The sequence below is a fragment of the Litchfieldia alkalitelluris genome (assembly GCF_002153425.1).
GTDB classification, from domain to species: domain Bacteria; phylum Bacillota; class Bacilli; order Bacillales; family Salisediminibacteriaceae; genus Evansella; species Evansella alkalicola.
On sequence record NZ_KZ119600.1, the window covers coordinates 2,678,382 to 2,692,717 of the forward strand.

15 protein-coding genes are annotated in these 14,336 nt (G+C 38.4%); 3 read left to right on the plus strand and 12 right to left on the minus strand.

Features of this window, described 5'->3' with window-relative positions; all coding sequences use genetic code 11:
• Positions 1-75: 75 nt before the first annotated feature.
• From copZ to BW724_RS12870, 9 genes are all read right to left on the minus strand, one after another.
• Complete coding sequence (gene copZ / locus BW724_RS12825) at positions 76-282, minus strand: copper chaperone CopZ (RefSeq protein ID WP_088075591.1); 207 nt, start codon at positions 280-282, stop codon at positions 76-78.
• Between the two features lie 100 nt (positions 283-382).
• Entirely contained in the window at positions 383-718 is a 336-nt protein-coding gene (locus tag BW724_RS12830) for a metal-sensing transcriptional repressor (protein WP_088075592.1), read from the minus strand.
• 169 nt (positions 719-887) lie between these two features.
• On the minus strand, positions 888-1,343 hold the full coding sequence (locus BW724_RS12835) for an SRPBCC family protein (protein WP_088075593.1): 456 nt from the start codon (positions 1,341-1,343) through the stop codon (positions 888-890).
• Positions 1,344-1,364: 21 nt separating this feature from the next.
• Positions 1,365-3,179: an ABC transporter ATP-binding protein gene (locus tag BW724_RS12840; RefSeq protein ID WP_088075594.1), complete on the minus strand. Its 1,815-nt coding sequence runs from the start codon at positions 3,177-3,179 to the stop codon at positions 1,365-1,367.
• Positions 3,176-4,933 carry an ABC transporter transmembrane domain-containing protein gene (locus BW724_RS12845; protein ID WP_088075595.1) on the minus strand — a complete coding sequence of 586 codons (1,758 nt, stop codon included), beginning with the start codon at positions 4,931-4,933 and terminating at the stop codon, positions 3,176-3,178. The genes BW724_RS12840 and BW724_RS12845 overlap by 4 nt, the downstream gene beginning before the upstream one ends.
• 123 nt (positions 4,934-5,056) lie before the next feature.
• Positions 5,057-5,269, minus strand: a complete 213-nt coding sequence (locus BW724_RS12850; protein WP_088075596.1) for a YneF family protein — start codon at positions 5,267-5,269, stop codon at positions 5,057-5,059.
• A gap of 129 nt (positions 5,270-5,398) precedes the next feature.
• On the minus strand, positions 5,399-5,848 hold the full coding sequence (gene sirA / locus BW724_RS12855) for a sporulation inhibitor of replication protein SirA (RefSeq protein ID WP_088075597.1): 450 nt from the start codon (positions 5,846-5,848) through the stop codon (positions 5,399-5,401).
• A gap of 271 nt (positions 5,849-6,119) precedes the next feature.
• A complete protein-coding gene (tkt, locus tag BW724_RS12860; RefSeq protein ID WP_088075598.1) occupies positions 6,120-8,114 on the minus strand; it encodes a transketolase in 1,995 nt (664 codons plus the stop codon).
• A 167-nt stretch (positions 8,115-8,281) separates the two neighbouring features.
• Positions 8,282-8,527 (minus strand): DUF896 domain-containing protein, encoded by a 246-nt coding sequence (locus tag BW724_RS12870; RefSeq protein ID WP_088075600.1) that lies wholly within the window; start codon positions 8,525-8,527, stop codon positions 8,282-8,284.
• 146 nt (positions 8,528-8,673) lie between these two features.
• Here BW724_RS12870 and BW724_RS12875 point away from each other — a divergent pair, with 146 nt between their 5' ends.
• Positions 8,674-10,086, plus strand: a complete 1,413-nt coding sequence (locus tag BW724_RS12875; protein ID WP_088077909.1) for a PQQ-dependent sugar dehydrogenase — start codon at positions 8,674-8,676, stop codon at positions 10,084-10,086.
• Positions 10,087-10,200: 114 nt separating this feature from the next.
• On the plus strand, positions 10,201-10,710 hold the full coding sequence (locus tag BW724_RS12880) for a hypothetical protein (RefSeq protein ID WP_088075601.1): 510 nt from the start codon (positions 10,201-10,203) through the stop codon (positions 10,708-10,710).
• A 111-nt stretch (positions 10,711-10,821) separates the two neighbouring features.
• On the opposite strand, the gene dacB is transcribed toward BW724_RS12880, so the two are convergent.
• From dacB to yneA, 3 genes are all read right to left on the minus strand, one after another.
• Entirely contained in the window at positions 10,822-12,294 is a 1,473-nt protein-coding gene (gene dacB / locus BW724_RS12885) for a D-alanyl-D-alanine carboxypeptidase/D-alanyl-D-alanine endopeptidase (RefSeq protein ID WP_176371411.1), read from the minus strand.
• A gap of 274 nt (positions 12,295-12,568) precedes the next feature.
• Entirely contained in the window at positions 12,569-13,225 is a 657-nt protein-coding gene (locus BW724_RS12890) for a YneB family resolvase-like protein (RefSeq protein WP_088075603.1), read from the minus strand.
• Positions 13,222-13,542, minus strand: coding sequence for a cell division suppressor protein YneA (yneA, locus tag BW724_RS12895; protein WP_088075604.1), 321 nt, complete (start codon positions 13,540-13,542; stop codon positions 13,222-13,224). The genes BW724_RS12890 and yneA overlap by 4 nt, the downstream gene beginning before the upstream one ends.
• A 157-nt stretch (positions 13,543-13,699) precedes the next feature.
• Between yneA and lexA the strand changes: the two genes are divergently transcribed.
• On the plus strand, positions 13,700-14,323 hold the full coding sequence (gene lexA, locus BW724_RS12900; protein ID WP_088075605.1) for a transcriptional repressor LexA: 624 nt from the start codon (positions 13,700-13,702) through the stop codon (positions 14,321-14,323).
• Positions 14,324-14,336: the final 13 nt, after the last annotated feature.

A 14,336-nucleotide genomic window follows, 5' to 3' on the forward strand; every position in this document is an offset into this window, starting at 1 on the left:
ACCTAAAAAACTTTGCTGGTAAATTACCACAAAGAAAAAGGGTGAACCATGATGGCACACCCCAATAACGTTTAATTAAACGACATCGTAACCTTGTTCTTCAATTTCCTCTTTTAACTTATCTAATTTCACAGCAGCATCGTCAAACTCTACTGTTACATTTTTCTCGTCTAAATTAACCTCTGCGCTTGTAACTCCAGTTACATTTTTCAATGTCCCTTCCACAGAAGCTTTACAATGATTACATGTCATACCCTCAACTTTTATTACTTCTTTCTTCATAAAACCCCACTCCTTGTTTACATATTCTTTATATCTATTATCCATAAAGCATAAATTCTTATTCGAAAGACACTTCCGCACGAACATAAGCGACTTAGCTTTATGATTTAGAAAACTGTTGAATTACTTTCATGAGCTCGTTAATAGCAGCGTCACCATCACCATTAGCAACCGCACTAGAAACACAGCCTCGAGTATGATCTTCAAGCAAATTGTAACCAACTTTTTTCAAAGCTGCACTGATAGCAGATAGCTGTACTAACACATCAACACAATAACGGTCATCCTCTACCATGCGCTGAATACCCCTAACCTGACCTTCAATCCGCTTCAGACGGTGAATTAACTCCTTTTTCTCCTCATCGGACCTCATGGCTGCAGGCTTTTTCTCAGGATTCAATGGAATATTCAACTTCAAGTCATTATCTATGCCCATGTCCTCACCTCTTATAAATACCATACCCCTTTAAGGTATCTTATGTCAATGACTTTGAACGAATCTATAAAGTACAAGGCCATGACTACAAAAGCCATGACCATCAGACCAACTATATAGCAATTTACAGAGTTTAACTTGGCACTTTTAAATATCAACTAATAAACCTTCAACTATCCCCTTCAAGAGCTTTCTTCACATACAACAAATGATCTGAATCCTCTTGCCTCACCATTTTAACAAGGGCTGGGCGCATTAACCTCGTTTTTAGCTTCGTTGCCTCCACCTTGCCTTCAAACCTAATCATAGTCCCTTCATCTGAATCTCCTAATTGGTACGTGTAGAAGACATTCATGCCATTAGCCTCACTCTTAATTGTTACACGATACGGAGGAACAAGCTCCGTTAGCTCTAACTCAGTACCAACACGCCGATTCGCAAACTGCCTCATTTCCAGAAAACGGCTTCCAACTGCAATTTCCTCCACAGGAGAGGTGCCAGAACTTAACGACTCCACCTCACTTACAATCGAATAAATCTTTGTACGATTCATAGGATTAGAAAGAAACGCATAAGTATCATCTTTAGAGCTATTTACTACAACCTCTTCCACAAAATCAGCCATATTAGAAACCTCCTTATGCCCTTATGATTCCAACGCTGCTTCCTCTGCTATTTCATCTAATTTTTCAGCCCCCTGCTGTAACAAGTACATCTTATGATAAAGGCCATTAGCTGCAAGAAGCTCCTGATGTGTTCCCCGCTCCACAATTTCACCTTGATGGAGGACAAGAATTTGATCCGCATCCTTGATAGTTGAGAGACGGTGAGCAATTGCAATAGTCGTACGCCCACGCCTCATTTTTTCAAGAGCAGCCTGAATGACCGTCTCCGTTTCCGTATCCACATTAGCAGTAGCCTCATCTAAGACAAGGACCTTAGGCTTTCTTGCCATCGTTCGAGCAAAGGAGATTAACTGACGCTGACCACTGGAAAAAGTCGATCCCCTTTCTCCTACAGAAGATTCATAGCCTTTGGGAAGCCGGTTAATAAATGGGTGCGCGTGTACAAACTCAGCGGCTTCCTTGACTTCCTTATCAGTAATTGTGTCATCATAAAGTCGAATATTATAAGCAATATCACCAACAAAGAGAAATGGATCTTGGAGGACAAGTCCTAACTTGGACCTTAATTCCTCATCTTCGTATTTTTCAATTGGTACACCGTCTATGAGGATTTCCCCTTTTTTTATAGCGTAAAAGCGCATAAGAAGATTTATAATCGAGCTCTTTCCACTTCCAGTATGCCCCACTAATGCAAGTGTCTCCCCTTCGTTAACCTTAAAATTAATATTCTTTAACACATCTTGCTTGCCATCATAGGAGAAAGTCACACCCCTAAATTCAATAACCCCTTCTGTTATTCTCGGAGACTGGTTCCCTTGTTTTACAGGAGCTAATTCATCATGATCCATCAGTCTGAAAACACGGCCTGCTGAAATCATCGCCTGTTGGAATAGAGATAACCGTTGCATCATCTGATTGACTGGCTCAAAAAAACGGTCCAAATAGTTGACGAAAGCATATAATACACCAATTTCCACTGGACTGTTTAAGGAAGTAATTCCAAAATAACTTAAGACTAATACTAAAGCCATGATGGATATGAAATCCACTGCAGGGCGTAATAGCAAACCATCCAACTTAATACTCTTGAAATGAGCATCATTATGTTCCTCATTCGTCTTTTGGAAATCACGATTCATTCTTCGTTCTTGACGGAACACTTGTATGATTGTCATCCCTTGAATAGACTCATTTAGTCGTGCATTTAACTGACTTAGTTTTTCACTCATCACGGAATAATATTTAGAGCTATACCGTCTATAAAGTTGCATGATGATGATAATTGCAGGAAGTAGCACAAGACAGAATATCGCCAGTTGGACATTAAGGGCAAACATAGCCACAAATACCCCTACTAAAAAGACGATGTTTTGTACGAAAATGGCCATGACACTCACATATAGTTCCTTTACCTGCTCTGTGTCATTAGTAATCCGTGAAACAAGCCCTCCTGTTGGGAATTGATCAAAAAAAGATAAACCGAGTCTTTCTACCTTGGCAAACACGTCTATTCTTAATTGTTGAATAATGCGTAATGCTATTTTTTGAAACATGAGTGATTGTGCAAAGTTCATTCCAGCTGATGAAAAATATAACACTAAATAACCAATACCTAGCCATAAGAGAGGCTGAAGTTCAAATATCCTAGGAGTTAAATAATCATCTATGAAAACTTTAATTAAGATTGGCCCTAATATTTGTGCACCAGTTCCACCCACTAACAGTAGAAAAGCTATAATTAGCCATTTCCAATGTGGTTTTGCATAGGAGAGGAGTCGTTTAAAAACCGCTCCTTGTGGTAACGGGACTAACAAATGCTTGTGACGTTCAATCATGATGACCTGCCCCCTTTCTCCACAAGTGATTCCAATTGTTGATGATCGTACATTTTACGATACCAACCATTTTCTTTCATCAACTCTGCATGATCCCCCTGCTCAATAATTACCCCTTGTTCTAAAACAAGAATCAGATCAGCATGTTTAATGGCACTTAACCGATGTGCAGTAATCAATGTTGTTTTTCCACGACGCACATCCCTTAAGGCATGGAGAATCTGTTCCTCCGTTTTCGCATCTACGGCGGATAAGGAATCATCTAGAATGAGTATTTCTGGATCAGCAAGGAGAGCCCTAGCTATGGAAATCCTTTGCTTCTGTCCACCTGATAAGGTTACTCCCCGCTCTCCGACAATCGTTTCATATCCTTCATCGAATCGCGTAATGTCTTCATGAATGGCCGCTAGCTTTGCTGCTTCAATGATTTCTTGATAGCTTGCTTCCGGTCTCGCAAAGGCGATATTATCTGCAATAGTTGCAGAAAACAGAAAATGATCTTGTGGCACATAGCCGAGCGATGCCCGTAGTGCATCTAGAGTATATTCATCATGAGGCGTGCCATCTAATAGAATTTTGCCATTTTTAATTTCAAAATCTCTCATTAACGTTTTGGCCAAAGTGGTTTTACCACTTCCTGTACGTCCAGCAATACCTAAAGTTTGCCCACGCTTCAAATGAAAGAAAATATCCTTTAAGGCCGGTCCCTCATCATCAGTATAAGAAAATTCGTTGATCTGAAAGTCTAGGTTCCCCTTTGGTGGTGTATCTACTGCACCTGGCTTATCAACAATGTCCTGCTTAACTTGAAGGAGCCGGTTTACCCTGTCGTAAGAAGCACGACCTCGCTCAACGATATTAAATAACCAACCAAATGCAAGCATGGGCCAAATTAGGAGGCCTAAATATACTGTAAACGCAGTTAATTGTCCAATAGTCAAGTCACCTAGTACAACATACCTCGCACCAAATACGATAGATAAAAAGAATGATAAGCCAACAATGATCTGAATCGTTGGATCAAAGAGGGCATCCACCTTTGCGACTTGAATGTTTTTTTCAACCACATCATCTGATTCTTTTTTAAACTCGGTTACCTCGTTTTCTTCGTAACCGAATGTTTTAGTTACTCTTACTGCAGACATGCTCTCCTGTACTTTATCATTTAAAGATGAGAATGCTGCCTGAGCCTTTGCAAAGCGTTTATGTAACATGAATCCATATTTACTCGTTGCAAATGCCATGAATGGCATTGGAATAAGAGCAATTAGCGTAAGCTCCCAGCTGATCGTAGCTGCCATGGTAATGATCACAAAGCCCCCCATAGTGAGGGAATCTACTAATGTAAGAACACCAACACCTGCAGTTTGTTCAATGGCACGTATGTCATTTGTTGCGTGCGCCATTAAATCTCCCGTTCTACGTTTCTGAAAAAAAGAAGCTGACATTCTAGAAAAGTGATCATAGAGCTGGTTCCGTAATAACCTTGCTAACCGAATAGCCGATCCAAATATTAATATCCTCCAAATATATCTGAGGACGTATACCGTCACAGCAAGAACAAATAATATGACCATCCACCTTAGAAGAATATCTTGGGTTAATGTATTTTCAACAATATGGTCAACAATCAACCCTACAACGTATGGCGGTAATAAGGAAAGAAACGATACGAGGGCTAGTACTAATATTCCTCCTCCATATTTCCATTTTTGTTCTTTAAAATACCACATTAAGTCTTTGAATACTCGCATCTGTGACGCACCTCTGTCTTTATTAGTTAAAATACCTTATTCATCATAGCAGAATTTCCATTTTTCCTCTATAAACGAATCCTACTTATACAATAAAAAAACACCCCAAATGGAGTGTTTTAATTACTTCATATTATTTTGCATTGCTTTCATCATTTGATTAATTTTCTTCTGGGACGGATTCATCCCCATCTGCATCATCATGACGCGAAGCATTTTCTCATTAATTGGCGGATTCTTTTTCATATAACTCATCATGTACTGTCGGGCAATGAAGAAACCTAACGCAACTCCCGCCAACAGAGCAATGACACCGATTAAAATATTTACCCACATTTTACGGTGACCCTCCTTCTCGTTGTTGTTTCTACTACTAATTCTCGTATTATTATTATAAACCTTATTTATTATAACGTATTGATTGGGTGATTAAAAGAGAAGTTGCTAAAAAATGTGTTATTCCGTCTAAGAATGTTGAACGACATCGAGAGACTTAAGTGGTTTTAGCCACCCATAACGACCTTGTGAGAATTCCATAGCTAAAAAATAAGGATGAAATCTTCTCAACGCTTCGAAAAAGCAAGCTTCTGCATCATACCCACCCTCTGAATATAAAGTTATATAATCTTCGTGTATATATAAACCAGCTTGGCTATTCTCTTCATCCATAATAATATAGTGTTTATTATTTGTGAATGAATATGCCTCTTTATGTTCAAGTTCTTTATTTAAGTATACTTGTAATTGATCATAGTTAATGGCACCTATAATAAATTGAATCTGCTTATCAGTAATTTCCTTTAAATTCCCTTGCGCTGCTCGATTTTCTTTAAATAGTTGATACAGTTTCGTCTCTAACCCGTAATAAGTGTTCGCAATCTCTTCTCGTATGACATAAATCTCATATTCTCTCATGGGCTCACCCCTTGAAGACAATCATATTTTCAATCCATTATATCGGACAACCTCTATATTAATTGTCATTCCTTGGAGGAAAGCCTGACTTATTTTGTCGTTTTCGCCTCTTTGCAAGAATTATTAAAAATTCACACCTTACAGTATGAGGGAATCTTCAACATGGTGGTTTACATAATAAAAGGAGAAAATACCATAGTTAAAAGCAATCTTTGGTCTTTCAGTTAAAGAAAAAGTGCCTGATCTGAAGATCAAGCACTTTTACACCGTTCTATTTTTGAAGAATATGCTTAAATTGCGCTACAACATTATCTACAGTAAAGCCGTATTCACTCATGATTTTTTCACCAGGAGCAGAAGCACCAAATCCATCGATGCCTAAAACTGCACCATGATCACCAGTATACTTGTGCCAACCTAAAGGTGTAGCCATCTCAATTCCTAAGCGTACCTTCAAGTGAGGTGGGATAACAGAGTCTTTATATTCTTGACTTTGTTTTTCGAAACGATCCCAGCTTGGCATACTAACCACATTTACAAAGATACCTTCTTTTTCAAGGGCCTGTTGCGCTTCCACAGCTAAAGGAACCTCAGAACCAGAAGCTAGTAGTAAACCTGCTGCTTCTCCATTTGCTTCTGAGATAACATACGCACCTTTTTTTACCCCTTCATACGCTTTTTCTTTCGTTCCAGCAATAGTTGCTAATCCTTGTCTTGTTAGAACAAGTGCTGTTGGTTGATCCTTACTTTCCACAGCTAGCTTCCATGCTGCAACTGTTTCATTGCCATCACCAGGACGGATTAAAGATAGACCTGGCATAGCCCTTAATGCAGGAAGCTGTTCTACAGGTTCGTGTGTAGGACCATCTTCCCCAACAGCAATACTATCATGTGTGAAAACATAAGTTACTGGAATTTGCATTAATGATGCTAAACGGACTGCTGGACGTAGATAGTCAGAGAAAACAAAGAATGTAGCATTAAACGGTTTAACCCCACCATGGAGCGCCATCCCATTAGCTGCACAAGCCATTGCGAATTCCCTAACACCAAACCAAACATTCCTACCAGCATAATTATCTCTAGAGAAATCTTCTTCCCCTTTTAGCATTGTTTTATTGGAGGAAGCTAAGTCAGCTGAGCCACCAAATAAGTATGGAATGTTCTGAGCTAATGCGTTTAATGCATCACCACCTGATTCTCGAGTTGCTTTCTTATCACCAACTTCGTAAACAGGAAGATTTGCATCATAACCTTCAGGAAGATCTCCATTAATTGCATTCGTTAACTGCTTAGCAAGCTCTGGATATTCCTCTTTATATTTATCAAATAAACTGTTCCATTCCTGTTCCTTCTTTGCGCCTGCTTCTTCTAGCTTGCGGTAATGCTCCCTTACTTCATCTGGAACATGGAAGTCCTTTTCAAATGTCCATTTATATGCTTCTTTCGTTAATTTTGCTTCTTCTTCTCCTAGAGGTGCTCCATGAGAAGCGGATTTACCACCTTTATTCGGTGATCCATATCCAATTGTTGTTTTTACTTCAATTAGAGTCGGACGCTCATCTGCTTTTGCCGCTTCTATTGCTTTTGAAATCTCTTCAAGATCGTTTCCATCTTCTACTCGGATCACTTGCCAGCCATATGCCTTATAGCGATCTTCTACACTTTCAGAGAAAGACTGGTGTAGATCCCCATCAAGAGATATATCATTAGAATCATATAAGACAATGAGACGTCCTAGTTTTAAGTGTGCTGCAAGGGAGGCAGATTCTGCAGATACACCTTCCATTAAATCCCCATCACCACAAATACTGTATGTATAGTGATCGATAAGGTTGTAATTGTCTTTGTTGTACGTTGCAGCTAAATGTCTTTCTGCCATCGCCATACCTGTTGCCATTGCTAACCCTTGCCCTAATGGACCGGTAGTTGCTTCAACACCAGGTGTGTGGCCGTATTCTGGGTGACCTGGTGTTTTACTTCCCCATTGACGAAAGCTTTTTAAGTCTTCCATAGAAACACCATACCCATGTAAATGTAATAAGCTGTAGAGTAACATAGAACCGTGTCCTGCTGATAAGACGAATCTGTCACGATTAAACCAATCTGGATTTTTAGGATTATGATTCATATACTTTGCGAATAAAGTATATGCCATTGGTGCTGAACCCATCGGCATTCCCGGATGTCCGGAGTTAGCTTTCTCAATACTGTCAATTGATAAAGTTCGAATCGTATTAATTGCTAATGCATCGATATTATTCATACTATCCATCCCTTCTTTCCAAAAATAAATTCCCTTTCCATAATATACCCTCTGTCCAAGTAAAACAACCGTTCTTAGAAGGATTTGTTCGAAAATTCACAACTTGACCTTCATTATTAATACAAAAAAAGAAGAAGATCTCCTTTTTTAAGATAGTCTTCTTCTTTTTAGTGATAATATCCATTATTATTGTCTTTTTTCTTTTCCTGCTTCAGCTTCTCAGGAGTTACATCATTACCTGTTTCATCAACTATTTTTACGGATTTCAATTGATTTTTAAAAGATTGGCGCATACTTTTTAAATATTCTTCTCGTAGTTCCTTTTGCTCCTTCTGTTCCTTTAAGCTAAGACCTTCAGACTTAGACTTCTTTGCTAGGGCATTTATACGTTCAATTTTTTCTTTTCCGAGCATACTAACAAACCTCCATCTATCCTTATAAAACTTATCCTACATAAATAACAGCTATGTTGCAACTGACAACTCTCACAAGAGAGTGCTACTCTAATCGTCCCATTCATATTTATTTATAAGGAAAATATGAAATGGGGGAAAACGAGTTGAAAAAAGTCAAAGTGAATTTACAACCCATTATTAGCCATATTAATTTACCAACGGTATTAAAAACAGCTGTCCTTCCAGGAGATTCTACTGAGAGCTTGTTTATTGCCACTCAGGTTGGTGAGGTTTTATATGTTAAGAACGGTATTGCTAAGAATTTCCTAGATATTCGTCACCGAGTGATTCAACTTGGCTCAAATGGTGGATATGATGAACGGGGATTGGTTGGATTAGCGTTTCATCCAGATTTTTATCACAATGGCCTTTTTTATCTTCATTATTCTGTGGCTGGTTCACAAGGTCCTGGGGCTCTTTCAGATTCCTTTGAGCCTGATCCTTGTGATCCGAAAACGTTAACCATGAAGTGGAAAAATAGGGAACAGAATTATGATCACATTGATACTGTTGAAGAATGGAGGTATAAATCAAACAATAAGCCTCAAAAACGTCGGACACTCCTTAACTTAAGAAGACCTTTTTTTAATCATAACGGGGTTAATAGTTTAAACTTTTCACCTGAAACAGGAAATCTTGTCTTAACGACGGGGGATGGCGGGTCTGGATTTGATCCATTCAATTTAAGCCAAGATCCTATGGAGATAGCTGGAAAAATAATTGAGGTGGATGTAAAGGGCGATACTTCTAGCGTTGAACCACCTGCAGTATCACGTTTTAATGAACTCCCTGAATCCCTCCAAGAAATACTTACTGTTATAGTGATTGGTGTTCGTAATGCTCCTGGAATTTCTTTTCACCGATTGAATAACCAATATATGAAATATGTAGGTCATGTAGGGCAAGAACTTATAGAGTCGATTTTCTCCTTTAGCAACATTAAACCACTAGGAGTAAAGGATCTAGTGCAGTCTCATGTAAAGAAGACTGGACCTGATCTAGATGGAATAGTAAATTTAGGTTGGAGAGGTTGGGAAGGGGACTTTCCTTCTCCGATTATAAAGGATTGCTCTAACAACAATGATCTGGACAAGAAAATCATCGCTTTCTACAATGACGCAGTAATCACTTCCACAAAAAGATTACGACCGCTCATTAACTATTTTCATCAAGATCCTCGAGCAAATAAATTTCGAGGAACGGCATTGACAGGCGTACAGGCGTATACAGGGAAAAGAATCTCTGATTTAAATGATAGTATTGTTTTTACAGACTTTGCTCGAAGAGAAGAAAGTGATGATCCAACCAGAGGTGTCCTCGCTTATACGAGGGTAAGAATGGACGGTCAACCAAACGATTTTTCCGTTATTGACAATGATTTTAATTTTGGCAATGAGGATGCTTATTACGTTAGCTTAGGAACAGATTTGAAACAAAAGAGATTATTTCTTGGAACATATGGCTCATCAAAGGTAACCGAGTTTAAACAAGGGACTGTATTTGAGATTGTGCCATAACTAGTAGATTGAATGACTACTAATAAAACTTTTTACTTTGAATGATGTCGCAAATGGTACTTTGCAATATCTATTAAGACTTTTAGTAGCTTAGCAAGGAGTGAGGTAGTTAATTTGAGAGAAATGAATAAAGCTAGGTTTGTAAGTGTTGGGGGAATGCTTACTACACTTGCTGTCATCTTCCAGTCAGCACCAGTATTTTTACCTATAGTTGGGCTAGCTTTCAGTCCAATAAGTACGATGCCGATTGCATTAGCTGCTTATTTGAATATATCACTTGGAATTGTTGTTTATTTATCTACCGCGTTTATCCTGACTATCATCTACATTCAAGAAGCAATCATTTTTGTATTTACTACTGGACTCCTTGGCCTAGGGATTGGAACACTTCTTTATAGAAAAGGTACAATAGCATCGATAATTTTTTCTAGTATACTTTTATCCCTTGGAATGCTCTTGTTAACTTATTTTGTAGGGATTGCATTGTTTGGAAATATTACAATTCCCGCAAGAATCCCTTTGACTCTTTTTATATTCTTTACATTTTCACTTCTTTATTCAACCATCTGGTGTTTAGTTCTAAAAAAACTAATTAATTATCTTATCAGAATGAAGGCTATTTAACGAATTTTAGCCAGAATTCTCCTTCCTCAACATTTGGGTAGGTGGGAGATTAATAGAGGTTCCTAACTCCCTGCATGTTTAGGTTATACTTTGCTAAGAGTTAGGAACCATTTAGTGTTCTTCTTTTGAATATTCAGCTAACCTTACAACAATGTGATCAATAATAGCGATTGCATTATTGTGGAAGTAATTATTTAGGACGATGGAAAACATTAATTCTTCTTCATCCTGCGTGGTTACATACCCAGATAATGAAGCTTTAGAAGTAAGGCTCCCAGTTTTTCCTCGCACATTCCCTTCCGCTGCTGTTCCCCCCATACGATAACCTAATGTACCGCCAATGTTGCGATTACTTGTACCTGCAATAGGAAAGGAATCATAGAAAAGGTCATACCATTCTTCCTCCTTCACAGTATGTAAAAGCTTTGTCATTTCTTCTGGTGGAATAGCATTTAAATGTGACATGCCGGATCCATCTCGCAAGTGGATACCATTCATATTTAAGCCTGCACTACGAAGATAGTCTTCCACAACCTGTAGTCCAGCCTCCCAACTCCCTTCATCATGAACGACCTTCCCCATTGTTTTCGTTAAAATTTCTCCAATGGAATTATTACTGAGCTTCATATAAGGATAGAAGAGATCTTCTAATGGAGCAGAAACATGGTGGGCAAGCTCTTGAGCTCCTGTTGGAGTATCTCCAAGCCTCCCTTCTCCTTCTATCTTTATACCATTATCTATAAGTGCTTCATAAAACAATTGCAAAACAAGCTCCGTTGGCTCCCAGACCGATACCCAGTTTCTGTAGACTGTTGCATTATGAGTAAGTGTCCCATCATAATGTATGGTATTATTTCCATGCTCACGATCCCATTCAATATGACTTGTACCTCCAGTAGCTACCGTTTCCACATTGTTAACAATCGTCACATAGTCTGTGTCAGGATATACTGAAATGATAGCGTCCTCCCCTATCTCCGCGCCAGGACGAATTTCTACCATAACAGATCCGGCATCATAATCTCGGGTCGGTGATAGAGTTAACGCAGAAACCTGTGTACCATAAACGTATTTCTCGTTTGCCCATGAAAGATCAATGGACAGTCTAATATCATCAAAATACGTGTCGTCAGCAATAACATCCCCGCGAATCGTTGTTATCCCTAACTTTGCTATTTCCTCCGCTAACTTTTGATAATCTTCTGCTTGTATTGTAGGATCACCAGTCCCTTTTAAAAATAAGTTTCCCTCCAACACACTTCCGATCTGTTCTGAAACAGTATAAACACCTGTGTAAAAGGAAAAGTCTCTTCCTAGCGTATCAAGGGCGGCTGCACCAACTAAAACCTTTTGACCAGATGCTGGTACTGCACTTTTATCACCATGAAAAGAATAAATTTCCTCTCCCACCTCCGAGCGAACATGAACTGCTGCCAAGGCATGGTCTAAACGTTCATCTTGTAAAAATTCATCAAGTTGCTCTTTTAATGTATAATCCGTATTTACTAGAAACTCTACTGTCTGCAAATAATTATCTTCAACAGGCAAATCTTCTAGCTTATTCTCTTCAATAATTATTTCCACTTCTTCGGAATCATCTTCCTTTTCTTCCCCTAAAGGTGGAATCTCTGATTCTATTTCTGGTGTATACTCTGGTTCAACTTCAGAAACAACTATTTCGCTAAGATTCGTGACAAAAAAATATACTGACCCTGTACTAAGAATTAATAAGACTAGTACGAACCACAGGGATACTTTTCTTTGAAATAAAATAGCCAGCCCCTCCTCCGATATGTATCTATTATATGGTTAATACATTATCAGAATATTAGAATAGAAACTAGCGTATTACCAAAGATTAATATGTTGTTCTTTCCCTTTTTCTTTCATGTTCTTGATACCGCCTATGAGCTGTAGCCTTTGAAATATCATGCCCTAATCCCCTTAATGTTGCAGCAACCTCATAAAAAGTAAGGCCCATTTCTTTTAACCTAACTATATCTTCTATCGGTACTTCTTTTCTCTTCCTTCCACCACTAGCAGAAGCATTAGCCAGGTTTTTCTCAGGTCGGTAACCTTCATTAACAGCGCGTTTCATACCACGTTTTATTTTCACATTATGCAGTTTTCGCTGATACTCTTCCACAATTGATACAATATCAAGAACCATTGTGTCCGTTTCTGATAGGGCCAACTCCCCCTTATCTTCAATTGTATAAATAGTAACGCCCCACTTTAACAATTGATGAAGAATGGCCATTTTTGCATTTCCTCTTCCAAGTCTTGTATCGTCTTGTACTAATAGTATGTTAGCTTTTTTATCTTTGAATAAGGAGAGTAGTTCAAGGATCCCCTCCCTTTCAACATCATATCCACTTGCATTTTCTTCAATAATTTTAGTGATATTAATTCCTTCACGTTCTGCTATATGTTGAAGTTCATTTTTTTGTCTAGTGATGGATGAGGTCTGTGACTCTTTTTCAGTACTTACCCTTGCATATATAATCCCCTTCATTCTCCTGCAAAATCTCCTATATAGGAAGGAACGGCTATTTTTTGTCCTGGATAAATAGCCTCACTATCAAGATTGTTTTTTGATTTCATCCAATTTAATGTTTGTTCAATGGATAATTCTGTGTTTTCATGAGCAACTTTTGCGATACTCCATAATGATTCTCCTTCAGATACTACCCAGTCGCTAGAAATATAATCATGTATGTAAGACGGTTCATCTGATGCAGATACTGTTGTCCAAACAAATAATCCAGCTGATAAAAATAAGATAAATACAGAGCAATCTAATCCTTTTTTACATTTATTAATAAATTTCATTATCTTCACCCCTATAGAATATATGTTCTGTATATAATATATCAAGAACGAATGTTCGTGTCAACAGATTAATAGAACGGATGTTTGCTAGTGAGTTGGAAGCATGGTATAATGTTCCTAAATACAATACATATAAACTCTAAATGAGGTGGAGAAAATGACGAAGCTATCAAAACGCCAGCAGGATATACTAGATTTTATTAAACAAGAAGTGAAAAAAAGGGGTTATCCTCCTTCTGTTAGGGAAATAGGGGTAGCAGTAGGATTGGCTTCAAGTTCCACTGTACATGGCCACTTATCAAGACTCGAGAAAAAAGGATATATTCGTCGTGACCCTACTAAACCACGAGCAATAGAAATTATTGATACGGAAAAAGAAGAAATGAAATTCCCTGAAAGTCCATCCGTTTATGTACCGATCATCGGTAAAGTAACTGCTGGGGAACCGATTACGGCGATCGAAAACATTGATGAATATATTCCCTTACCAGCAACATTTGCACATGACGAGAATTCTTTCGTTTTAGAAATTTCTGGTGACTCCATGATAGAGGCTGGTATTTTCGATGGAGATTACGTCGTTGTCCGTCAACAGCAAAGTGCAACAAATGGAGATATCGTGGTTGCTATGACAGAAGAAGATGAAGCAACGGTTAAGAGATTTTTCAAAGAAAAGGATTATATTCGCCTGCAGCCGGAAAACTCTTCCCTTGAACCAATTATCCTGAAGAACGTGCACATATTAGGAAAAGTCATCGGAGTATTCCGCTCTATACATTAAGCGACAGTTCAAG